The sequence below is a fragment of the Aeromonas aquatilis genome (genome assembly GCF_054052405.1).
In genome coordinates this window covers 14688-34976 of the sequence record NZ_JBSTYP010000017.1, presented here as the reverse complement: position 1 = coordinate 34976, position 20289 = coordinate 14688, and the positions used below count along the sequence as shown (strand labels likewise).

23 protein-coding genes and 1 pseudogene are annotated in these 20289 nt (G+C 58.5%); 14 read left to right on the top strand and 10 right to left on the bottom strand.

Annotated features, from left to right (window positions below; genetic code table 11):
- The first annotated feature begins 4 nt into the window (after positions 1 to 4).
- Positions 5 to 1813: a carbon starvation CstA family protein gene (locus ACW5W8_RS08645; protein ID WP_033114626.1), complete on the top strand. Its 1809-nt coding sequence runs from the start codon at positions 5 to 7 to the stop codon at positions 1811 to 1813.
- A gap of 250 nt (positions 1814 to 2063) precedes the next feature.
- Complete coding sequence (pepE, locus tag ACW5W8_RS08640; protein ID WP_498627362.1) at positions 2064 to 2789, top strand: dipeptidase PepE; 726 nt, start codon at positions 2064 to 2066, stop codon at positions 2787 to 2789.
- Positions 2790 to 2909: 120 nt separating this feature from the next.
- Here pepE and ACW5W8_RS08635 read toward each other — a convergent pair whose 3' ends face one another.
- Genes ACW5W8_RS08635 through dnaB form a run of 4 tightly spaced genes read right to left on the bottom strand, consistent with a single transcriptional unit; the run spans position 2910 to position 6029 of the window.
- On the bottom strand, positions 2910 to 3329 hold the full coding sequence (locus ACW5W8_RS08635; protein ID WP_215801818.1) for a secondary thiamine-phosphate synthase enzyme YjbQ: 420 nt from the start codon (positions 3327 to 3329) through the stop codon (positions 2910 to 2912).
- Positions 3329 to 4402 carry an alanine racemase gene (alr, locus tag ACW5W8_RS08630; RefSeq protein WP_498627360.1) on the bottom strand — a complete coding sequence of 358 codons (1074 nt, stop codon included), beginning with the start codon at positions 4400 to 4402 and terminating at the stop codon, positions 3329 to 3331. Before alr ends, ACW5W8_RS08635 begins: the two co-directional genes overlap by 1 nt.
- Positions 4403 to 4459: 57 nt before the next feature.
- The gene (locus ACW5W8_RS08625) at positions 4460 to 4582 is read right to left on the bottom strand and encodes a hypothetical protein (RefSeq protein WP_498627426.1); all 123 of its coding nucleotides are present in this window, start codon (positions 4580 to 4582) and stop codon (positions 4460 to 4462) included.
- Between the two features lie 52 nt (positions 4583 to 4634).
- On the bottom strand, positions 4635 to 6029 hold the full coding sequence (gene dnaB / locus ACW5W8_RS08620; protein WP_498627358.1) for a replicative DNA helicase: 1395 nt from the start codon (positions 6027 to 6029) through the stop codon (positions 4635 to 4637).
- A 363-nt stretch (positions 6030 to 6392) separates the two neighbouring features.
- On the opposite strand from dnaB, the gene ACW5W8_RS08615 reads away from it, so the two are divergent.
- Positions 6393 to 7253, top strand: a complete 861-nt coding sequence (locus ACW5W8_RS08615) for a Tim44 domain-containing protein (protein ID WP_498627356.1) — start codon at positions 6393 to 6395, stop codon at positions 7251 to 7253.
- Positions 7254 to 7660: 407 nt separating this feature from the next.
- Here the strand turns inward: ACW5W8_RS08615 and slyD are convergent, their stop codons facing one another.
- Positions 7661 to 8332 (bottom strand): peptidylprolyl isomerase, encoded by a 672-nt coding sequence (gene slyD / locus ACW5W8_RS08610; protein ID WP_005348264.1) that lies wholly within the window; start codon positions 8330 to 8332, stop codon positions 7661 to 7663.
- 143 nt (positions 8333 to 8475) lie between these two features.
- A complete protein-coding gene (locus ACW5W8_RS08605; protein WP_005335287.1) occupies positions 8476 to 8679 on the bottom strand; it encodes a YheV family putative zinc ribbon protein in 204 nt (67 codons plus the stop codon).
- Between the two features lie 39 nt (positions 8680 to 8718).
- On the opposite strand from ACW5W8_RS08605, the gene ACW5W8_RS08600 reads away from it, so the two are divergent.
- The 3 genes from ACW5W8_RS08600 (at position 8719) to ACW5W8_RS08590 (ending at position 11486) form a co-directional block, all read left to right on the top strand.
- A complete protein-coding gene (locus tag ACW5W8_RS08600) occupies positions 8719 to 9378 on the top strand; it encodes a hypothetical protein (RefSeq protein ID WP_498627353.1) in 660 nt (219 codons plus the stop codon).
- 152 nt (positions 9379 to 9530) lie between these two features.
- Positions 9531 to 10430 carry a chemotaxis protein gene (locus ACW5W8_RS08595; protein ID WP_335846710.1) on the top strand — a complete coding sequence of 300 codons (900 nt, stop codon included), beginning with the start codon at positions 9531 to 9533 and terminating at the stop codon, positions 10428 to 10430.
- Positions 10431 to 10499: 69 nt separating this feature from the next.
- Positions 10500 to 11486, top strand: a complete 987-nt coding sequence (locus ACW5W8_RS08590; RefSeq protein WP_498627352.1) for a hydrolase — start codon at positions 10500 to 10502, stop codon at positions 11484 to 11486.
- On the opposite strand, the gene ACW5W8_RS08585 is transcribed toward ACW5W8_RS08590, so the two are convergent.
- On the bottom strand, positions 11465 to 12616 hold the full coding sequence (locus ACW5W8_RS08585; protein ID WP_498627351.1) for a GGDEF domain-containing protein: 1152 nt from the start codon (positions 12614 to 12616) through the stop codon (positions 11465 to 11467). The genes ACW5W8_RS08590 and ACW5W8_RS08585 overlap by 22 nt on opposite strands.
- A 97-nt stretch (positions 12617 to 12713) precedes the next feature.
- Here ACW5W8_RS08585 and ACW5W8_RS08580 point away from each other — a divergent pair, with 97 nt between their 5' ends.
- Genes ACW5W8_RS08580 through ACW5W8_RS08570 form a run of 3 tightly spaced genes read left to right on the top strand, consistent with a single transcriptional unit; the run spans position 12714 to position 14410 of the window.
- Entirely contained in the window at positions 12714 to 12938 is a 225-nt protein-coding gene (locus ACW5W8_RS08580) for a YheU family protein (RefSeq protein WP_498627349.1), read from the top strand.
- Positions 12939 to 12990: 52 nt separating this feature from the next.
- On the top strand, positions 12991 to 13860 hold the full coding sequence (locus ACW5W8_RS08575) for a phosphoribulokinase (RefSeq protein WP_123172457.1): 870 nt from the start codon (positions 12991 to 12993) through the stop codon (positions 13858 to 13860).
- Positions 13861 to 13876: 16 nt separating this feature from the next.
- On the top strand, positions 13877 to 14410 hold the full coding sequence (locus tag ACW5W8_RS08570; RefSeq protein WP_498627348.1) for a DUF4136 domain-containing protein: 534 nt from the start codon (positions 13877 to 13879) through the stop codon (positions 14408 to 14410).
- Between the two features lie 112 nt (positions 14411 to 14522).
- Here ACW5W8_RS08570 and ACW5W8_RS08565 read toward each other — a convergent pair whose 3' ends face one another.
- Both ACW5W8_RS08565 and ACW5W8_RS08560 read right to left on the bottom strand, forming a co-directional pair.
- Positions 14523 to 14819: an MliC family protein gene (locus ACW5W8_RS08565; protein WP_042060888.1), complete on the bottom strand. Its 297-nt coding sequence runs from the start codon at positions 14817 to 14819 to the stop codon at positions 14523 to 14525.
- A gap of 71 nt (positions 14820 to 14890) precedes the next feature.
- On the bottom strand, positions 14891 to 15295 hold the full coding sequence (locus tag ACW5W8_RS08560) for an OsmC family protein (RefSeq protein ID WP_498627347.1): 405 nt from the start codon (positions 15293 to 15295) through the stop codon (positions 14891 to 14893).
- 300 nt (positions 15296 to 15595) lie between these two features.
- On the opposite strand from ACW5W8_RS08560, the gene crp reads away from it, so the two are divergent.
- The 4 genes and pseudogenes from crp to ACW5W8_RS08540 all read left to right on the top strand — a co-directional run bounded on the left by crp (position 15596) and on the right by ACW5W8_RS08540 (position 18829).
- Positions 15596 to 16234, top strand: a complete 639-nt coding sequence (gene crp, locus ACW5W8_RS08555; protein ID WP_033135974.1) for a cAMP-activated global transcriptional regulator CRP — start codon at positions 15596 to 15598, stop codon at positions 16232 to 16234.
- A gap of 125 nt (positions 16235 to 16359) precedes the next feature.
- Positions 16360 to 17160 (top strand): putative RNA methyltransferase, encoded by an 801-nt coding sequence (locus ACW5W8_RS08550; RefSeq protein ID WP_498627346.1) that lies wholly within the window; start codon positions 16360 to 16362, stop codon positions 17158 to 17160.
- 189 nt (positions 17161 to 17349) lie between these two features.
- Positions 17350 to 18024 (top strand): annotated as a pseudogene (locus ACW5W8_RS08545) (porin); the annotation flags it as partial.
- Between the two features lie 175 nt (positions 18025 to 18199).
- The gene (locus ACW5W8_RS08540; protein WP_498627344.1) at positions 18200 to 18829 is read left to right on the top strand and encodes a murein L,D-transpeptidase catalytic domain family protein; all 630 of its coding nucleotides are present in this window, start codon (positions 18200 to 18202) and stop codon (positions 18827 to 18829) included.
- A 66-nt stretch (positions 18830 to 18895) separates the two neighbouring features.
- Here ACW5W8_RS08540 and ACW5W8_RS08535 read toward each other — a convergent pair whose 3' ends face one another.
- Positions 18896 to 19327: a universal stress protein gene (locus tag ACW5W8_RS08535; protein WP_498627342.1), complete on the bottom strand. Its 432-nt coding sequence runs from the start codon at positions 19325 to 19327 to the stop codon at positions 18896 to 18898.
- A 191-nt stretch (positions 19328 to 19518) separates the two neighbouring features.
- Here ACW5W8_RS08535 and ACW5W8_RS08530 point away from each other — a divergent pair, with 191 nt between their 5' ends.
- Entirely contained in the window at positions 19519 to 20265 is a 747-nt protein-coding gene (locus ACW5W8_RS08530; protein WP_498627340.1) for a transporter substrate-binding domain-containing protein, read from the top strand.
- Positions 20266 to 20289: the final 24 nt, after the last annotated feature.

The window sequence follows — 20289 nt, the reverse complement described above, 5'->3', positions numbered from 1 at the left end:
CCCCATGCAACACGCAATCACTTTTGTCATTGCGGCCCTCTGCATCCTCGCCATTGCATATCGCCTCTACGGCGTGTTCTTTGTGCGCAAGGTGCTGCAGGCTGACGACAAACTGGTCACCCCCTCCCACCAGCTGGAAGATGGCAAGAACTATGTGCCGACCAACAAGTGGGTCAACTTCGGCCAGCACTTTGCGGCCATCGCCGCCGCCGGCCCGCTGGTCGGCCCGGTACTGGCCGCCCAGTACGGTTACCTGCCAAGCTTTCTCTGGCTGCTGATCGGCTGCGTCATCGGCGGTGCGGTGCACGACACCGTGGTGCTGTTCGCCTCCATGAAGCATCAGGGCAAGTCCCTCTCCGAGGTGGCCAAGGCCGAACTCGGCCCCATCGCCGGCTGGTGCACCGGTCTGGCGATGCTCTTCATCATCACCATCACCATGGCGGGTCTCTCCATGGTGGTGGTGCACGCGCTGGAGCGTAACGCCTGGGGCGTGTTTGCCGTCTTCATGACCATCCCCATCTCCATGGTGGTGGGAATTTGGCACAAGCTGACCGGCAACCTGCAAGCCGCCTCCTGGGTCGGGTTTGCCGCCGTGCTGGCCTGTGTCTTCTTCGGCCCCTACGTGCAGGAGAGCGCCTTCGGTGCCTGGCTGACCCTGCGTGCCGAGACCATCAGTCTGGCGCTGCCCATCTACGCCTTCTTCGCCACCGCCCTGCCGGTCTGGCTGCTGCTCACCCCGCGCGGCTACATCTCCAGCTTTATGAAGATCGGTGTATTCGGCGCCCTGGTGATCGGCGTCATCTGCATCAACCCGGAGATCCAGTTCCCCGCCATGACCCAGTTTGTCCACGGCGGCGGCCCGGTACTGGGTGGCCCGGTCTGGCCCTTCATCTCCATCACCATCGCCTGTGGCGCCATCTCCGGCTTCCACGCCTTTATTGGCTCCGGCACTACCCCGAAACTGGTGGACAAGTGGAACGACATCCTGCCGGTTGCCTTCGGTGCCATGCTGGCCGAGTGCGTGGTGGGCGTGATGGCGCTGATCGCCGCCACTGCCCTGCACCCGGCGGACTACTTCGCCATCAACGCCACCCCGGAAGCCTTCGCCAAACTGGGGATGCAGGTGGTGGATCTGCCGTTCCTCTCCCAGGAGATCGGCATGGATCTGAACGGCCGCACCGGCGGCGCCGTCACCCTGGCGGTGGGCATGTCCTACATCTTCACCAAGGTGCCCTGGTTCAGTAACCTCGCCTCCTACTTCTTCCAGTTCGTGGTGATGTTCGAAGCGGTGTTCATCCTGACGGCCGTTGACTCCGGTACCCGGGTCTCCCGCTACCTCATTCAGGACTTCTTCGGCGAGTTCTACCCGCCCCTCAAGCGCATCGACTGGATGCCGGGCGCCATCGGGGCCAGCGTGCTCGCCTGCGTGATGTGGGGCTACCTGCTGATGTCCGGTGATATCGGATCTGTGTGGGCGCTGTTCGGGGTCTCGAACCAGCTGATGGCCTCGGTGGGCCTCATCATCGGTGCCACCATCATCTTGCGACTGGCCAGCAAGCGCCGTTACATGCTGACCTGCCTGATCCCGCTGGCCTACCTGTTCGTCACCGTCAACTACGCCGGTTACTGGATGATGAGCAACGTCTACTTCAACGCGGCGGCCAAGGGTTACAACCCGATGAACGGCATCATCTCCCTCATCATGCTGGTACTGGGGATGCTGATCCTGCTCTCCGCCCTGCGCAAATGGAGCGAGCTGTGGAAGCTGCGCCAGCAGCCCTCCTACAAGGTGGTGGAAGCGACCGCCTCCTGATGAGCGAGTAGCTTTACCCCTGACATGACCCCGCTGCGGCGGGGTCTTTTATTGGCGATGGGTGACGAGTTGACCACGGTTCATTAATCCACCGTTTGGCATTGAGTTACTCATCCATAGCCGTTGAATGGGCCCCCCGATCACAGAACCGCTGCGCCAATGGTGGTAGCATGCCTCCTCTTGCCATCGGGCCGCACTTCGGATCCGGTGGCCCTCCCTCCTCTGCTTTCACTTTTTGAGGACCTATTTGATGGAACTGCTTCTGCTTAGCAACGGTAAAGCCAACGAATTTCCGGGGCTGCTCGGCTGGGCCCGCGACCGGGTGCAGAGCCTGCTGGCCCGCAAACCGGTCAAGCGTATTCTGCTGATCCCCTACGCGGTGATCCGCAGCGACTGGGATGCCCGCGCCAATGATCTCACCGAGAGCCTCGGGATCGAGACCATCAGCATTCACCACTTCGATGATCCGGTCGATGCCGTCAATCAGGCCGATGCCATCTTTATCAGCGGTGGCAACACCTGGCGCCTCAACCAGATGCTGCACGAAAACGGCCTGATCGTGCCGATCCAGCGTGCCGTGCGCGAGCGGGGCGTCCCCTATGTGGGCTGGAGCGCCGGTTGCAACGTGGCGACCCCGAGCATCCGCACCACCAACGATATGCCGGTCTGTAACGCCGCCGTACTGCCAGCGCTGGGCCTGTTCCCGCTGCAGATCAACCCGCACTATCTGGATGCCAGCATCAGCGGCCACATGGGCGAGACCCGCGACGAACGTCTGGCCGAGTTCTGCGCCATCAACCCGAGCGAATATGTGGTGGCCCTGCGCGAAGCGAGCCTGTTGCAGATCAGCGGCGATACCGTTGAGTACTGGAGCGCCCGCGATCAGGACTTCAAGATCTTCAAACATGGCCAGGAGCCGCAAGCCTTTATGGACGCGAGCCCGCTAGCCGAGCTGACCCCCTTCAAGGTCGGCTGAGCCACGCAGAGCGCCGCGCCACTTGCCAGCGGATAGCTCGCGAAACCGTAAAAACAAAAGAGGGATGGCTCAATGCCATCCCTCTTTTTTATCGTCATCTTTCAGCTGGTTGCAGCCTGACTACTCACCCTGCAGGGTTACCAGCACCTTGCGGGCACCGCCATCGACGCGATGCTCACCGAGCCAGATCCCCTGCCAGGTGCCGAGCGCCAGCTGACCATCGCGAACTGGCAGTTGCAGGCTCACCCCGAGCAGGGAGGATTTGATGTGGGCGGGCATGTCATCCGCCCCCTCATAGGTGTGGCGATAGTAGGGGGCATCTTCCGGCGCCAACCGGTGGAGATGAGCCTCCATATCGCTGCGCACGCTCGGATCGCAGTTTTCGTTGAGGGTGAGCGAGGCGGAGGTGTGTTGCAGCAGCAGGTGCGCCATGCCGACCCGGTAATCCGCCAGCATCGGCAGCTTGGCCACCAGCTCGTCCGTCACCAGATGAAAGCCCCGCGAACGGGGCTTCAGGGTCAACAGGCACTGCTGCCACATCAGACGTATTCCATAAAGACGCGGGAGGTGAGCTTGGTGATGAGCTCGTAGGGGATGGTGCCAATCTCGTCGGCCACCCGCTCCACTGGCAGCCCCTCGCCCCACAGCACCGCCTCGTCGCCGGGCTTGTCGGTCGCGCCCGGCCCCAGATCCACCGTGCTCATATCCATGGAGACACGTCCCACCAGCGGCACGATGCGGCCGTTGATCAGCACGGATGTGCCGTTGGGCGCCATGCGCGGATAGCCGTCACCGTAGCCGATGGCAATCACGCCAAGGCGAGTATCGCGATCGGACACCCAGTTGGCGCCGTAGCCCACCGGCTCGCCCGCCTTGTGATCCCGTACCGCAATCAGCTGGGTCTTCAAGGTCATCACCGGCTGCAGGTCGTAATCGGCCGCCACCGTGTTGGGGAAGGGCGACACGCCATAGAGGATGACGCCGGGGCGCACCCAGTCGCAGTGGGAGTCTGGCCAGGCCAGAATGCCCGCCGAGTTGGCCATGGCACGCTCGCCCGCCAGCGGTGCGGTCAACTTGCTGAACAAGTCGATCTGCTCGCGGGTAGTAGGCTGCTCCAGCTCATCGGAACGGCTGAAGTGGGTCATGATGTTGAACGGCTGCACCACGTTTTTGCACTTGCCGAGTCGTTCGATAAAGGCAGGCATCTCATCGCTGCGCACCCCGAGCCGGTGCATGCCGGTGTCGAGCTTGAGCCAGGCCACCACAGGAGCTGGCAGCTCGGCCTGCTCCAGCGCTTCGAGCTGCTCCCAGGTGTGAACCGCCGTCTGCAGGTTGTTGGCCGCCAGCACCGGCAGGTCGTCGGCAGAGAAGAATCCCTCCAGCAGTACTATGGGCTTGACCACGGCGCAGGAGCGCAGCATCAGCGCCTCTTCGATGCGGGCCACCGCATAGGCATCCGCATCCACAAGGGTGCGGGCGACCGGCAGCAGTCCGTGGCCATAGGCATTCGCCTTGACCACAGCGATGATCTTGCAAGCGGGAGCGTGGCGCTTGACCACGGCGAGGTTGTGGCGCAAGGCCGCAGTGTTGATTTGGGCAGTAGCCGCTTTCATGGTTTTCCCTTACGAGGGCACAAATGGTCTCCCCCTCATCGGGCCGAAGACCGCCACTCACTTATCGTCGTCGAAGGCCGGACCGGCATAATTGTCGAACCGGGAGAACTGGCCCTGGAAGGTGAGACGCACCCGGCCGACATTGGCACCGTTACGCTGCTTGCCGGAGATATCCGGCATCTTTCAGGGCTCTCTTGGCAATCCCCATCCGGACGGCCTTATCCATTACTTATCAATAATCATCATCAAACGCCGGACCGGCATAGTTGTCGAACCGGGAGAACTGGCCCTGGAAGGTGAGGCGCACCCGGCCGATTGGGCCGTTACGCTGCTTGCCGATGATGATCTCGGCAATCCCCTTGTCCGGGCTGTCATCGTGATAAACCTCATCACGATAGATAAACATGATCAAGTCCGCATCCTGCTCGATGGAGCCCGATTCACGAAGGTCCGAGTTGACCGGGCGCTTGTCGGCCCGCTGTTCCAGGCTTCGGTTGAGCTGGGAGAGCGCCACCACCGGGCACTGCAGCTCTTTCGCCAAGGCCTTGAGAGAGCGGGAGATCTCGCCGATCTCCAAAGTACGGTTGTCAGAGAGCGCCGGCACCCGCATCAGCTGCAGGTAGTCGATCATGATCATCGAAAGGCCGCCGTGCTCACGGGCAATACGACGGGCGCGAGAACGCACGTCGGTCGGGGTGAGGCCGGAGGCGTCATCGATATACATCTTGCCCTTCTCGAGCAGCAGACCCATGGTGGAGGAGAGACGGGCCCAATCCTCGTCGTCGAGCTGACCGGTACGCACCTTGGTCTGGTCGATACGCCCCACCGAGGCGAGCATACGCATGATGATCTGCTCGGAGGGCATCTCCAGCGAGAAGATGAGCACCGGCTTGTCAGCTGTCAGCGCTGCATGTTCACAGAGGTTCATGGCAAAGGTGGTCTTGCCCATGGAGGGACGGGCCGCCACGATGATCAAGTCCGAGCGCTGCAAACCGGCGGTCATCTTGTCGAGATCGTTGTAACCGCTCGATACCCCGGTCACGCCGTTGTGCGGGGTCTTGAACAGCTCTTCAATCTTGTCGACGGTCTGCTCGAGAATGAGCTTCAGGGGCTGGGGCCCCTCGTTGGCGCTGCTGCGCTGCTCGGCAATCTTGAATACCTTGCTCTCGGCAAGATCCAGCAGATCGCCTGAGGTACGGCCCTGCGGCTCGTAGCCTGCTTCGACTATCTCGTTGGCGACCGAGATCATCTCCCGTACGACCGCTCGCTCGCGCACGATTTCGGCGTAGGCGTTGATGTTGGCGGCACTCGGGGTGTTCTTGGCGATCTCCACCAGATAGGCGAAGCCACCGGACTCCTCCAACTGCTCGGAGCGTTCCAGCTCCTCCTGCAGGGTGATGAGGTCGATGGGGTTGCCCGCGTTGGAGAGGCGGGTCATGGCCTGGAAGATCAACCGGTGCGGACGGCTGTAGAAATCCTGATCGATGACCCGTTCGGCAACCCGATCCCAGGCATCGTTATCCAGCATCAGGCCGCCCAGTACGGACTGTTCGGCCTCAAAAGAGTGGGGAGGAACTTTCAGCTGTTGTGTCTTGGCGTCTTTTTTCGCCGTCACTTGCTCTGCCATACACATAAAAACCGCAGCGGGAAGGGGACGGGAATTTTACAAAAGAAAGCCAACTACGGCGAGCCCTATCTGGCGGCTCATACCATCATAAAGGGCCAAACCAGAGTCTGCTCTACCTTGACCATTTTGATTTTGCTTCGCATTTTGCGCTCCTTGCGACTCAATCTTCTGCTTTTCATCCGGTTTACTCCTCTTGTTTGACGCCGCATCGCGGCAACCTCGTTCATGAATAATTCATGCCAGAGGTGATATTGATGAATACAAGCTGCGACACAATTAGGGACAGGCAGCCTGCCATGCGCCTTGCTGAGCTTGCCAAAGCGGAGCATGCCCCACCCACAGACGAGAGTGAAAAGAGTCAAAATGAAAAAGATGCTGACCCTGTTTGCCGTGATCCTGGCCATTGGCCTGGGGGCACCTCACGCCGAAGCCAAGAAATTTGGCGGCGGCAAATCCTTTGGTAAAAGTTACAAAACTGCGCCAGCCCAGCCTGCGGCCAAACCGGTCGACACCAAGAACCCGGCACTGGGTGCCCAGACTGCGCCGAAAAAGAGCGGCATGATGGGTGGCCTGCTGGGCGGCCTGCTGGCTGGCGGCCTGTTCGCCTACCTGCTGGGCAGCGGTGCCTTTGAAGGTCTGCAAGGAATGGACTTCCTGCTGATCGCCCTGTTGGCGCTGGGTGCCGTCTTCCTGATCCGTACCCTGCGCAAGGGCAAGGTCGCGACGCCACAGCCACAACAGGCCGCCTATGCGGGCTATCAGCCACCGCAATCCGCGACCCCGCAGCAGTTTGAGCAGAGCAACAGCGCACCGCAAGCCACCGGCTTTGCCGACAGCGACGTGCCGTTCCGCCTGCCGCCAGGCTTTGACATGAACAGCTTCCTGGCCGGTGCCCGCGATCACTATCGCACCCTGCAAGAGGCGTGGAACAAGAACGATCTGGAAAAAGTGCGCGAGTACGTCAGCCCGGAACTGTTTGAACAGCTCAAAGCCGAGCGCGCCGAACTGACTGGCGACCAGCATACCGAAGTGATGTACGTCGATACCCAGCTGGTACGCGCCGACTACGGCAGCGACTGGGCTCAGGTGAGCGTGCGCTTCAGCGGCCGCTACATGGACCGTCAGGAGCAGGTCGAAGAAGACATCAAAGAGGTGTGGCACCTCGAGCGCGATCTGGCCAAAAACAATGCCCCTTGGCATATCGTCGGTATCGAGCAGCTGTAAGGCTTCGCGCCAATCAGTTAGTCACTAGGAAATAGCCAGTCAGTTAAGTCTGACTGGCTATTTTTTTATGGGGCACAACGAGACCAAATAGAGACTGACGCTGGCAGCTGTTGGGGCATGAAGTAACTTGGTCATATTGTGCTGATGAAGACACCGATTTGGTAACCCGTTTACGCACCGAGCCAAAAACACATCGCGGAATCGAGAAGGAAATAATGTTGAGCATTAACCAAAAATAAGCGGCCCTGTTAGCTTGGGAAAAGCCGCGAGCCTATTTGACAGACATAAAAAATCCGAAGCCAGAATAACTGGCTTCGGATGTCGTCACCCAAGGAGGAGCAATTAACTATCTTTAATTGCTCGGTATGACTCCTAATGGCAGATTTTTATCATCGGCATAGCCGTGATCAGTGGTGATGGCCCTTGCCACCGCAACCACCGCCACCGCAGCAGCCGCCGTGACCATGGTCGTCACCGTGGTCGTGGCCATGATCGTGACCGTGGCCAGCACCGCCGCAGCAACCGCCTTGGCCGTGATCCTCATCGTGGTCGTGACCATGACCGCCACAGCAGCCGCCGTGATCGTGGTCATGACCGTGATCGTGACCGCAACCACCGGCACCGTGAACGTGGCCGTGAGCCAGCTCTTCGGCAGTGGCAGCACGCACGTCCTTGATCTCGACCTTGAAGCCCAGGGTTACGCCTGCCAGCGGATGGTTGCCATCCACCTTGACGAACTCTTCGGACACTTCAACCACGGTCACCGGACGGTGGCCATCGTCGGTTTCAGCCACAAAAGTATCCCCTTCGGAGACTTCCATGCCGTCGAACAGCTCGCCCGGTACTTCTTGTACCAGTGTCTCGTCATATTCGCCGTAGGCCTGGCTCGGTGCCAGAGTCACTTCGAAGGCTTCACCTACCGCGCGACCTTCCAGCTCGGCTTCCAGGCCAGAGACCAGGTAACGGGTGCCGTGCAGATAGACCAGCGGCTCTTTGCCGACAGTGCTGTCGATGACTTCACCGTGCTCGTCGGTGACTGTGTATTCCAGCGTAACCACGCTCAGAGGAGCTACTTTCATGTCAGGATCCTGCGGATAGAAAAAAACGGGCTCAGAATACCCTAAAAAGTGGGCCGCGCATATGCCGTGCGGCGCCACGGAGTGACGAAAAAAACGGCAACAGCGTCAGCGAGGAGACCCGCATTCCACCCGCCGTTGCCTTATCAAGGGCGAAACACACCTATCACCTCTTCCGCCTCGCGAGTCTGCTTGTCGACCTCGGCAGGCGTTTGTACCTGGGTATCGCCACAGGCGACGCAGGTCACCTTCTCGACTCCATGCTCCAGATACAGCATCATGTTGTCCAACTTGCCGCACGCCGGGCAGACAGCACCGGCAATGAAGCGTTTTTTACGTCTGGTTTCCATATTTGTTACCTCCAGGCAGCATCATATCAGGGTTTTTACATGCATCACGCCATCGAGTATCACCATTTTTCCTGCCAGTGCCTGCACGCCGGCAACCGCAAACGAACTCCGGTCGGGCAGCTGTTGCGGATCACCCGTGGCGCCGCGCTGCTGAGACTGGGCCAACATGAGCTGTTGCTGCCGGCAGGCAGCAGCTTCTGGCTCTGCGCCGATGCCCTTGCGGCCTTCAGCCCCCTCAGCAGTTGCGATTACGATCAGCTGAGCGTCTCTTTGCGCGTGGCTCAGCCGCAGCAGGCAGGCTGGCTGCAGACCACCCCGCTGCTCGATGCCCTGCTCGACTCGCTGGCCCGGTGGCAACGTCCGAAAGAGTGGCAAGGGGCCTACGGTCAGCGACTGCAGGTGATCCTGGATGAGCTGCAACAGTGTGCCATCAGCCAGCAGGGCCACGGTGAGCTGCAAGCCTGCTGGCAAGCGCTGGCCAATGGCCAACCGGAGTCTCTGCAACAGTGGGCACAACAAGCCGATGCGCCAGTGGAAGGGAGTGAATTGCAACAACAGTGGCAACTGCTGCAGGCGCTCAGATTGCTCAAAGGCGGCAGCAAACCCGCGCAGGTGGCCAGCAAGCTGGGTTATGCCGATGAGGCCGCATTGCAAGCTGCCTGCCAACAGTGGGGAGTTGGCGAGGATGGTGTTCAATAACTGGACGCCGATGGAATACGCCAACGAAATTGGCTGAATGGGTCCAGTTTTTTGCCAGATGGTCGCTAACAAGGGAGGGCCATCCCCCCCGTAATCCTTTATGCTAGAGGCCTGAAGTGACTGCCAACGTTTCGACCAACAGGACATCTGCCATGACGAGCAAAGCCAATCAATCCCAGGGCATGTTGCTGTTTCACCTTTCAGCCAAACAATCCTTTGCTATCGGCACCCTCAAGGTGAAGGAGATAGTCCCCTACACCCAGCTGACGGCAATGCCGCACTCGCACCCGACCGTTTTGGGGGCCGCCAATATGCGTGGCTCCACCATTCCGGTGATCGACATGGCGATGGCGGTGGGTTATCGCCCGATCAGCAAGGAGGAGATGCCTCACTGCTTCATCATCATCACCGACTGCCGCCGCACGTTGGTGGGCTTTCTGGTGCGAGGCATCGACAAGATCACCGAGTGCAACTGGCGCGATATCGAGTCACCGCCCGCCGCCCTCGGCCAAAATGTGTTCGTCACCGGCGTCACCCGGGTCAATGACCAGTTGATCCAGTTGCTGGATGTGGAGCTGATCCTCTCCAGGGTCTATCCGGATGACCCGAGCCACCTCTATCCGGTGCTGACCGATGTGCAGCGCGAACGGATCAAGCCGATGCGGATCCTGCTGGTCGATGACTCCTCTGTCGCCCGCCGTCAGCTGATGGCGGCGCTGGACTACATCAATATCCCCTATGAAGTCCGTTCCAACGGCAAGGATGCATTGACCCTGATGCAGGAGCGGGCGAGTCAGAAGACCCCCATCGACATTCTGGTGAGCGATATCGAGATGCCGGGGCTCGATGGCTACGAGCTGGCCTTCGAGGTGCAGAGCGACAGCAAGCTGGCGGGGGCCTACATCATCCTGCACACCTCGCTCTCCAGCGAGATCAGTGTGGAACGGGCCCATCAGGTGGGGGCCCATGAAGCGCTGACCAAGTTCGAGGCCAACGAGCTGATCCAGGCCATGCTGCGCGGTGCCGAGCATCACGATCGCCTGCTGAAATAAGCAAGTGACTGACTGGCGGGAGGAGAAAACCTCCCGTCCTCTTTATCTTTGACCCAGACCAACGATCCCATGCTGACCGAGAGCCACTTCCACGCCCCCTGGTGGGCACGCAATCCTCATCTGCAGACCATATTGCCCAAATGGCTGCGCCGCACCCCTGCCCGTTTTGTGGCGGAGCGGTTTGAACTGCAGGATGGGGACTTTGTCGACCTCGCCTGGAGCGGGGAGGTCTGCCTTGACGAGCAGCCACTGGTGGTGGTGTTTCACGGGCTGGAGGGAAGCATTCACTCCCACTATGCCAAGGGATTGTTCGCCCATCTGCAGCAAGAGGGCAGAGAGGCTGTGCTGATGCACTTTCGCGGTTGCAGCGGCGAGCCCAATCGCCACCTGCAGGCCTATCACTCCGGCGCCATCGGTGATGCGCAGGAGCTGATTGCCGAGCTGAGCCAGCGCTTCCCGGGCAAACCGCTGATCACCATCGGCTTTTCACTGGGTGGCAATATGCTGGTCAATCTGCTGGCACGGGGCTGTCCTGCGGCATTGAAAGCGGCGGTGGTGGTCTCGGCTCCGCTGCAACTGGCAAGCTGCGCCGAGCGGGTCAATCAGGGCTTCTCGAAGGTCTATCAGAACTATCTGCTGCGCACCATGCGCCGCAACCTGCTCAACAAGATCAGCCACCAGCAGCAAGCGAGTGAACGCTGGCAACCTCGACAAGTGGAGCAGATTGCCACCCTGCGTGATTTTGACGAGCAAGTCACCGCGCCGCTGCACGGCTTTCACAGCGCCAGCCACTACTACCAGAGCTGCTCGGGGCTACCGCTGCTGGCTCAGATCCCCATCCCGACCCTGGTCATTCACGCCGCCGACGATCCCTTTATGTCACACGCCGTCATCCCCCGGCCGGAGCAGCTCTCGCCCACGGTGCGCTATGAGCTGAGCCAACGCGGCGGCCATGTCGGCTTTTTGCACGGCACACCCTGGCGACCACGCTTCTGGCTGGACGAACGGATCAGTCGCTGGATTGCCGAACAGAGTCACTCTGCAACGCAGAACTGATTACGTCCCAACTCCTTGGCCCGATAGAGCGCCTGATCGGCCCGCTCCAGCAACTGGCTCGCCCCTTCGCCAGACACTGAGCTGGCAATACCCTGACTCACCGTCACCCAGGGGGCAACATCGGACGCCAGATGCTCCAGCCGCAGGCTGGCCAAGCCATCTTGCAGCCGCTGTGCCACGCTGGCCGCCGCCTGACGGTCGGTATTGGGCAGCAGCAACACAAACTCCTCTCCGCCATAGCGGGCCACCAGATCAGATGGCGTGCGTACCGCACGGTTGAGCGCTTGTGCCACCTCCTTGAGGCACATATCCCCCACCTGATGGCCGTAGTAGTCGTTGAAGCGCTTGAAATAGTCCACATCCATCAGGATGAGCGATAGCGGAGCGCCGCTCTCCTGGCTATGGGCCAACGCGCGATCCAACTCGATATTGAAATGCCGCCGGTTGGCGACACCGGTCAGAGGATCTTGCTTGGCGAGCTGATCAAGTTGGCGCAGCAGCGTCAGATTTTCATGCTCCCGCATGATCGCCAACTCAAACCAGCGGTGCAGCATGCGGCGGCCGACCTCCAGCGCAATCACGCCAAACAACACGCCAAGCAGGTAGATCTGGGGAAAATCGACGCGTAAAAAGAGCCCCAACCCCACACCCACCGTCATCGGGCCCAAGAGATAGCCATAAAACACCTTGCGATCGGGATAAAACGCGATGAGCGCAGCCAGCAGGTTGAGCCGCATGATCCCGTTGGCATAGCTGACCCCTCCCCGCAGCTCTACCTGACCAATCGTGTAGATGTGCAGCGTCCAGAGTCCGCCCCATAGCACCATCACTAGTGCAGCCAACCGTAACCAGAGGCGGTCCTGCAGATGGTCACAAAAGAGGCTGACAACAGGTAGCAGCAATAGCACCACCATGACCAGAGCCAGCTCACTCTGAAAGCGCCAGGGCAAGCTGTCATCACTGGCGAGCCCAACCTGGCTGTAAACCTCGTAGCGTATCGAAAGAAACAACACCACCAGCCAGTTCAACAACCAGAACCACACCATGCCTCGGGCAATCGCCTCTCGACGTGCGCTGTCCAGATGCTCAGTCAGGGTTAACGGCGCGCTGCGCTGCGCTTCAGACAACATCTCTCAGACTCCGGTGAAAAGGTAAAAAGTGATTGCATTCGCGGGATTCAACACAACAATAGCCTGACGATCACCTCTTTTGCTGTGAGACCTTTAAATGATCATTCCCTGGCAAGAACTGGACGGCGACACCCTGACCAACCTGATCGAACATTTTGTGTTGCAGGAAGGAACAGAATATGGAGAGCAGGATGTACCGCTTGGCGTCAAAGTCGATGCTGTGAGAGAACAATTACAGCAAGGCAAAGCTGTCATCGTCTATAGCGAGCTGCACGAATCGGTGAATATCGTGATGAAAGACCGCTTCATCGAGCACTCTTGACCCAACCGCAATCCGGACCTTATAACGGAATTCCCAAGGAAGAGAGAATCCCATGTCGGCCAAGCACCCCATTATTGCTGTTACCGGTTCGTCCGGTGCCGGCACCTCCACCTCCACCAACGCCTTTCGCTCCATGTTCCATCAACTGGGATATACCGCGGCGGTGGTGGAAGGTGACAGTTTTCACCGCTACACCCGACCGGAAATGGATGTAGCGATCCGCAAGGCGCGCGAACAGGGGCGTCATATCAGCTATTTTGGCCCTGAGGCCAATGACTTCGGGCTGCTGGAGAGCTTTTTTCAGGGCTATGGGCAGGATGGCAATGGCCAGTATCGCCGCTACCTGCACAGCTTTGACGAGGCGGTGCCCTTCAACCAGATGCCCGGCACCTTCACCCCCTGGCAGCATCTGCCCAGCGACACAGACCTGCTGTTTTATGAAGGGCTGCACGGTGGTGTGGTCACCGAGGATCACAATGTGGCGCGCCACGTGGATTTTCTGATAGGCGTAGTGCCCATCGTCAACCTGGAGTGGATCCAGAAGCTGATCCGCGATACCTCGGAGCGAGGGCATTCCCGCGAGGCGGTGACCGACTCCATCGTCCGCTCCATGGATGACTACATCAACTTCATCACCCCGCAGTTCTCGCGCACCCATATCAACTTCCAGCGAGTACCGACGGTGGATACCTCCAACCCCTTCAGCGCCAAGGTGATCCCGAGTCTGGACGAGAGTATGCTGGTGATCCGGTTTCGCGGTATCAAGCAGGTGGATTTCCCCTACCTGCTGTCGATGATCGACGGCTCATTCATGTCGCGGATGAACACCATAGTGGTGCCGGGTGGCAAGATGGGCTTTGCGATGGAGCTGATCCTGCGCCCGCTCATCCAGCAATTGATCGAAACCGGCAAAATAACCTGATTCAAAGGAGTTCACGATGCGGCTTGCTTATCTCTCTGTGGCACTGCTCGCCCTGCTTGGCGGTTGCAGCAGCGGGCCGGCGGCCCCCACGCTGGAGTCCGGCACCATGCTGGTTCGCCCGATGGGCAACTGGACCTATGGTGCAACCCCGCGCTACGCCCTGGCCGAGCAGTATCAATTTGCCGGTGAGTTAGCGGAAGGGTGGCTTGAGCCAATGCAGCAGGCGGTAAGCCGGGAGCTCAATAGCAAGGGGTGGCAGAGTGCACCGCTTGACGAGGCTGATCTGTGGGTCGCCATCGGCGTCGCGGGCGGCAAGGATATGAGTGACGGCGAGATTTTCGCACGCCTTGGCATGACGCCCGGGGTATATGCCTCGGCCAACGAGCGCAAAGGTTCGCTGGCCATCGTGCTGCTCGATCGCAAAACCCAGAAAGCGGTCTGGAGCAGCATCATCCAGCTGACCAGCGATGTGAGTGTGACAGACAATGAGCGCCAGCAGTTGAGCCAACAATTGGCCACCACGCTGCTGCAGGCCGTTCCTGCCAACTGACACTGGTCTGGCGAATATGAGTGGATAGAAAAACGGCTTGCCTCTCGGCAAGCCGTTTTTTGTGGCCTCCAGCCGCCAATCAGCACCGGGGCCGAAGCGGCACACCATCAAGCTATTTGAGCGTACAAGTCAGCAGTGTCACCCCTTTCTGGGTAAGCAGTCCTTGCTTGTCCTGATTCCAGAAGGTGGTCACACCGTCTGAATATTTGGCGCCGGACTCAGCCTCGACGCGGCCCAGCTTGTGGTAAACCCCTGCATAGGGGAACTGCACCATGTCAGCCTGGGCATCATAGGTGATAGCCAACATCTCTTCGCCACACTGGTATTGGCTGTATTGATACTGGGTGGGCTGCGGGCTGCTGCACGCCGCCAGACCCAGCAGGGGAAGCAGAGCGATCAATTTTTTCATTGCACTTTCCTTATGTAATGGCCTTGCGTGACGGCCTTATGCCTGAGTTCCAACGAAACAATCGACAGTTATCAAGCTTCAACAATTTGATAACTATGGGTAATTTGTACCGCTTTTTCCAACATCAGGGAAACAGAACAGTATTTTTCCATCGACAGTGCAACGGCTCTGGCGACCTGCTTCTCCGCCAGCCCCTTGCCGGTGACCACAAAGTGCAGGTTAATCGTCTCGAAAACCCGCGGCACGCTATCGACCCGCTCGCCACTGACATCGACATGACACGCAGTCACCGACTGGCGTGCTTTTTCGAGGATGGAGACCACATCAATGGAGCTGCAGCCACCGACCGCCAGCAGGATCATCTCCATCGGGCTGGCCCCCTCGCCGGGGTTGGCGCCATCCAGAATAACCCGGTGACCGGATTCGCTCTCCCCGACAAACTTCATTCCTTCCACCCAGCTGACCCTGGCTTTCATCTCGCGATCTCTCCTGTTCATCATGATGATGGAACCCTAGCATAACCCAGTCCTATCTCCCTGCCGAACAGCCGAAGTCGGGATAGAAATAGATCAAAATCAACATCTCCGACCTCTATCTTCCCTAGAATGGCCGAAGCGGCGCAGCAGGCATTACTCAAAGGGCTCTGTCAAAAGCCCGCAAAGCCTTGTCAGCACAGGCAAAGGCTCTTATCCTACTGCGACTAATACAAGGAATGGCAAGATTGGCAACTTGCCCGGACGCACAAGTCCATAAAAAGACACTACAGAGGAATTCTCATGGTCATTGGCAAACCGCAAAGCGATCCCACCCTGGAATGGTTCTTGTCGCACTGCCACATTCATAAGTATCCCGCCAAGAGCACCCTGATCCATGCGGGTGAAAAAGCGGAGACCCTCTATTACATCGTCAAGGGCACTGTGGCCGTCTTGATCAAGGACGATGAGGGCAAAGAGATGATCCTCTCCTATCTGAACCAGGGCGACTTCCTGGGCGAGATGGGGATGTTCGAAGAGAACGAGAATCCCGAGCGCTCCGCCTGGGTTCGCGCCAAAGGATCCTGCGAAGTGGCAGAGATCTCCTACAAGAAGTTCCGCCAGCTGATCCAGGTCAACCCGGACATTCTGCTGCGCCTCTCCGGCCAGATGGCCAAGCGCCTGCAACACACCAGCCAGAAAGTGGGTAACCTCGCCTTCCTGGATGTGACCGGCCGGATCGCCCAGACCCTGCTCAACCTGGCCAAACAGCCGGATGCCATGACCCACCCGGATGGCATGCAGATCAAGATCACCCGTCAGGAGATCGGCCAGATCGTCGGCTGTTCCCGTGAAACCGTGGGCCGCATCCTCAAAATGCTGGAAGAGCAGGAGCTCATCTCTGCTCACGGCAAGACCATTGTGGTCTTTGGCACTCGCTGATGATCCGTCCACAGGCCTGACTGAGGCCTTGGGATAAAAAAGGCTGCTACGGCAGCCTTTTTTGATCCTCTCCCCTATAATCCCGAACGCCCTTCACTGTTCCGGCGTTCGCCAAGAGAGTTTCTATGCACCTTCAATGTCCCCGTTGCCGCAGCCCGCTCCATCTTCATGAAGCCTCCCAGGGGCGCTATTGCGACAACAAGCATCACTTCGATCCGGCACCGGAAGGTTATCTGGATCTCATCCCCGGCAAGAAAAACCCCAAAGACAGCGACAGCCGAGCCCTGATGCGCGCCAAGCACCATTTCTTGGAAGCCGGCCACCAACTACCGCTGGTCGAGGCCATGGCCGCCCTGCTCGCGCCCCTTGCCCCGCAAGAGCTGGTTCATCTAGGATGTGGTGAAGGCTACTACTGCCGTGCGCTGGCAGAGCGCCTGCCCGGCTGGCAGTTTGCTGGCGTTGATATCGCCAAGAACACCATCTTTGCCGCCAAAAAAGCGCAGCCGGACGGTCAGTTTGTCATTGCCGATCCTGCCCGCGCACCGCTGCAACCGAGCTCGGCTCAGGTACTGCTGGTCAACGATCTCAAGGTAAAAAGCGAATTGCTGGCAGAGTGGCTGGCCCCCGGTGGCTATCTGCTCTATCTGCAGCCGGGCCCCCGCCATCAGTGGCAACTGCGAGTCAGCCTCAACCCGGTGAGCATGGAACATCCCCTTAGCTGGCCCACCCTCGGCGGCCTCAATCAGGTGGCCCAACAGCGCTGCCAATTCAGCCTCGCCATGGATCACGCCATGCGCAGCTTTATTCTGGAGACCAGCCGCCTCGGCTGGCGGGCAACCGGTGAGCAGCGTCACGCCTTCGCGCAACAGGGCCCGGATGAGCTGGAACAGGATCTGCTGTTGACCCTGTGGCAAAAGCCCATCTGATCACTGGGGGGAGCCTTGCAAGGCTCCCGCCCCGCCCCATTCTCCCCTGAGTGATATAGCTCACAACTTGAGCCATCGACCTTGTTGCTCAGAACAGTCTTGATGTTAAAAAAGTCACTAGAAAATAATTCATTGAATTTAATCTCTTTTTATCCTGTCAAAAAACGTCACACCCAGTCTTGATAAGGCACCGAAGTATTTGGTACCGGGCGTACCAATGGTGTTGCCAAGTACATATTCAACCAAAATGGTTTGACCCTGGGTGCCCAGTTCACCGGCAAGAATGATCCGCAGAATGCCGATCGCTCCAACTTCAACACCAATGGCACAACTTGGAACAAGAAAGGTTCCAAAGAGGGTTTTGCTGTAGCGGCCTCCTATGACTTCGATATGGGTCTGGGCCTGTCAGCTGCCTACAACCAGGCTGGCAAGACCGATGAGCAAGCTCAATTCTCTGCCTTCGGTGGTGACAAGGATGCCAAGCTGATGGGCTTTGGTGCCAAGTACGCTGTGGGTGACCTCTACCTGGCTGCCACCTATGCTCACGGTGAAGATCACATCTTCGTCAAGAACGGCTATGCCGAGAAGCACGATGGTTACGAAGCGGTCGCCCAGTACACCATCGGCAAGTTCAAGCCATCTCTGGCTTACCTGCGCACTGACGTGAAGAATGACACTAATGTCAAATTCGATGACACCCTGACCGAGTACGTATCTATTGGTGCCTGGTACAACTTCACCGACAACTTCAACGCCTACGTTGACTACAAGGTCAACCTGCTGGATTCCGTTGGTAACTCTACCAGCAAGCTGGGCCAGAACACTGACGACGTAGTCGGCGTTGCTCTGCAGTACAACTTCTAAGTAATTGGAAGTCAGTTATACCCTGTGATACCAATGTCTACTATTTGAATTACTTCCGGCCGCTCTGCGGCCGGTTTTTTATTGCGACTTTTCAGTACCTTGCATATAACTATTGAGCGGATAATGGAGTATCTGCGAACGCCTGAACGGCCGGGAATAGCGAGGTAATTCACGGATGAAAGGATACGCCCGACACAAACACTGGCTGATGTGGCCGCTGTTGCCACTGCTGCTCGCCATCAGCTTGGACGGCCAGGCGCATGCAAGCGGGGATCAGAGCCTCTATCGCCAGCTGGGTCTGGCTGGCAAGCTGGATAAACAGATCTTTCGTCAGGCCCTCAACAGTTTTCAAACCGTGCGCCACAAACGCAAACCCATTCTAACCATCATCGATTACAGCAAGCCATCCACCCAGCGCAGGCTGTTTGTCATCGATATGAAACGCCACAAGCTGCTCTATCACACCTGGGTCAGCCATGGCCGCAACTCAGGTGAACTGGCCGCAAAGCGCTTTTCCAACCAGCTCAACTCCCGCCAAAGTTCCCTCGGAGTCTATCGCACCGCAGAAACCTATCTGGGCAAGCATGGCTACTCCCTGCGGCTGGACGGGCTCAGCCCCGGCAAGAACAGCAATGCCCGCAAGCGTGCCATCGTGGTACACGGCGCCGCCTATGCCAGCCCCACCCATCTGCGCAAATATGACAAGCTGGGCCGCAGCTGGGGTTGCCCCGCCCTGCCCAAAGAGCAGGCTAGGGCCATCATAGATACCATCAAGGGAGGGAGTGTCATCTACGCCCACGGCTAGCGAGAAAAAGCAAGGCCAGCAATCGCTGGCCTTGTTTGTTACGCTTTTCACGCTAAACGGGGCGCGTTATTGGCGCACCACCAGTACCGGGCAGGGAGCATGGCGCACCACAGACTCGGCGACACTGCCTACCAGCAGATGGCTGATACCGGAGCGGCCATGGCTGCCCATCACGATCAGCTCAACCTCATCCTCCTTGGCCTGAATGACGATCTCATCGGCGGCGCGACCAAAGCGAATATCAAAGGTGGCCGGGATCGGCAGGGTGGCAACCAGCTCTTTGAGCTGGGTTCTGGCCTGACGCTCCATCTCGTGGGTGATCTCGATGGCCGTCATATGCAGGATCTTGTAACTGTCAAAACCATACAGTTGATCAACCACGTGGATCAGCTTGAGCTGTGCCTGATGGCTCTGTGCCATGAAAACGGCATAGTCGAGTACCGCGCGAGACATCTGGGAAAAATCGACCGGACAGAGCAGCGTTTTAATCGATGGCATAATGCAGTCTCCTCTCCTGATTGGGGCACTATTGAATCTTTTCCTGATCATAACAAGACGATGGCAAATAACCCTCGACCCTGTCGCAAAATGGAGATGCGAGATTTTTTCTACGCCCTGCCACGATCAATGCCATGGTATAAAGCAGGGTATCAGTTTTTTCCTCTGCCCCAACGAGGCTAGCTCTGACCATGCTACGCATCTGTCTGTTGCTCTGTTGTTTGTGCTCGGTGGTTAATTGCCGGGCAGATTCTATTGAGGTTTATTGCGACGACTGGCCCGGCTTTTGCCAACAAGATGGCAAAGGCATTTATCTCGATCAGGTCCGCGCCATCTACCAACCCCACGGTTATCAAATCACTCCCCATATCGTGCCCTATAAACGAGCTCTCGCTGTCATTGCCAAAAAAGGAGGCGATATGGCAATGGGGGTATATCGCGATGAAGTCATCGGTGTACGACAACCTCGCTATCCTGCGTCGGCCGATGACCTGACCGTGTTCATGCTCCAAAAATGGCAGCCCAAGTGGCAGGGGGAAAAAAGCCTGCAGGGACAATCTGTGGTATGGCGACGAGGCTGGGCATTCGAAAAATACATTGCTGTCACCATGCAGTGGCATGAGATCGATAGCGATGAGATGGCCCTGCAACTACTCGGCAAAGAGCGCCATCGCTATTACCTGACTGCCGGCGTGCTCTATGCGGATGATGACATCCCCACCGACCTGCATCGCGCCTTCCTGCGCTGGATCCCGACCTATCCCATCTTTGCCGACACCGCACAGGGTCACAGGCTACTGCAACTGTGGGATCAAGAGATGGTCAAGTTGATTAGCGACGGCACCCTGGCTGATATTTATCGGCGCAATCAGCTCTATGACTACTATCGCGGTTTTATCGAGGAGCAGGAAAAAAAGCTCCGATCTGATGACCATTAATGCAGTGATAGAAGAAAGAAATTA

Excerpts from the sequence above, each read along its gene's own strand:
- ACW5W8_RS08645 (WP_033114626.1), top strand. The coding sequence starts at position 5 with ATGCAACACGCAATCACTTTTGTCATTGCGGCCCTCTGCATCCTCGCC.
- pepE (WP_498627362.1), top strand. The coding sequence starts at position 2,064 with ATGGAACTGCTTCTGCTTAGCAACGGTAAAGCCAACGAATTTCCGGGG.
- ACW5W8_RS08635 (WP_215801818.1), bottom strand. The coding sequence starts at position 3,329 with ATGTGGCAGCAGTGCCTGTTGACCCTGAAGCCCCGTTCGCGGGGCTTT.
- alr (WP_498627360.1), bottom strand. The coding sequence starts at position 4,402 with ATGAAAGCGGCTACTGCCCAAATCAACACTGCGGCCTTGCGCCACAAC.
- ACW5W8_RS08625 (WP_498627426.1), bottom strand. The coding sequence starts at position 4,582 with ATGCCGGATATCTCCGGCAAGCAGCGTAACGGTGCCAATGTCGGCCGG.
- dnaB (WP_498627358.1), bottom strand. The coding sequence starts at position 6,029 with ATGGCAGAGCAAGTGACGGCGAAAAAAGACGCCAAGACACAACAGCTG.
- ACW5W8_RS08615 (WP_498627356.1), top strand. The coding sequence starts at position 6,393 with ATGAAAAAGATGCTGACCCTGTTTGCCGTGATCCTGGCCATTGGCCTG.
- slyD (WP_005348264.1), bottom strand. The coding sequence starts at position 8,332 with ATGAAAGTAGCTCCTCTGAGCGTGGTTACGCTGGAATACACAGTCACC.
- ACW5W8_RS08605 (WP_005335287.1), bottom strand. The coding sequence starts at position 8,679 with ATGGAAACCAGACGTAAAAAACGCTTCATTGCCGGTGCTGTCTGCCCG.
- ACW5W8_RS08600 (WP_498627353.1), top strand. The coding sequence starts at position 8,719 with ATGCATCACGCCATCGAGTATCACCATTTTTCCTGCCAGTGCCTGCAC.
- ACW5W8_RS08595 (WP_335846710.1), top strand. The coding sequence starts at position 9,531 with ATGACGAGCAAAGCCAATCAATCCCAGGGCATGTTGCTGTTTCACCTT.
- ACW5W8_RS08590 (WP_498627352.1), top strand. The coding sequence starts at position 10,500 with ATGCTGACCGAGAGCCACTTCCACGCCCCCTGGTGGGCACGCAATCCT.
- ACW5W8_RS08585 (WP_498627351.1), bottom strand. The coding sequence starts at position 12,616 with ATGTTGTCTGAAGCGCAGCGCAGCGCGCCGTTAACCCTGACTGAGCAT.
- ACW5W8_RS08580 (WP_498627349.1), top strand. The coding sequence starts at position 12,714 with ATGATCATTCCCTGGCAAGAACTGGACGGCGACACCCTGACCAACCTG.
- ACW5W8_RS08575 (WP_123172457.1), top strand. The coding sequence starts at position 12,991 with ATGTCGGCCAAGCACCCCATTATTGCTGTTACCGGTTCGTCCGGTGCC.
- ACW5W8_RS08570 (WP_498627348.1), top strand. The coding sequence starts at position 13,877 with ATGCGGCTTGCTTATCTCTCTGTGGCACTGCTCGCCCTGCTTGGCGGT.
- ACW5W8_RS08565 (WP_042060888.1), bottom strand. The coding sequence starts at position 14,819 with ATGAAAAAATTGATCGCTCTGCTTCCCCTGCTGGGTCTGGCGGCGTGC.
- ACW5W8_RS08560 (WP_498627347.1), bottom strand. The coding sequence starts at position 15,295 with ATGAAAGCCAGGGTCAGCTGGGTGGAAGGAATGAAGTTTGTCGGGGAG.
- crp (WP_033135974.1), top strand. The coding sequence starts at position 15,596 with ATGGTCATTGGCAAACCGCAAAGCGATCCCACCCTGGAATGGTTCTTG.
- ACW5W8_RS08550 (WP_498627346.1), top strand. The coding sequence starts at position 16,360 with ATGCACCTTCAATGTCCCCGTTGCCGCAGCCCGCTCCATCTTCATGAA.
- ACW5W8_RS08540 (WP_498627344.1), top strand. The coding sequence starts at position 18,200 with ATGAAAGGATACGCCCGACACAAACACTGGCTGATGTGGCCGCTGTTG.
- ACW5W8_RS08535 (WP_498627342.1), bottom strand. The coding sequence starts at position 19,327 with ATGCCATCGATTAAAACGCTGCTCTGTCCGGTCGATTTTTCCCAGATG.
- ACW5W8_RS08530 (WP_498627340.1), top strand. The coding sequence starts at position 19,519 with ATGCTACGCATCTGTCTGTTGCTCTGTTGTTTGTGCTCGGTGGTTAAT.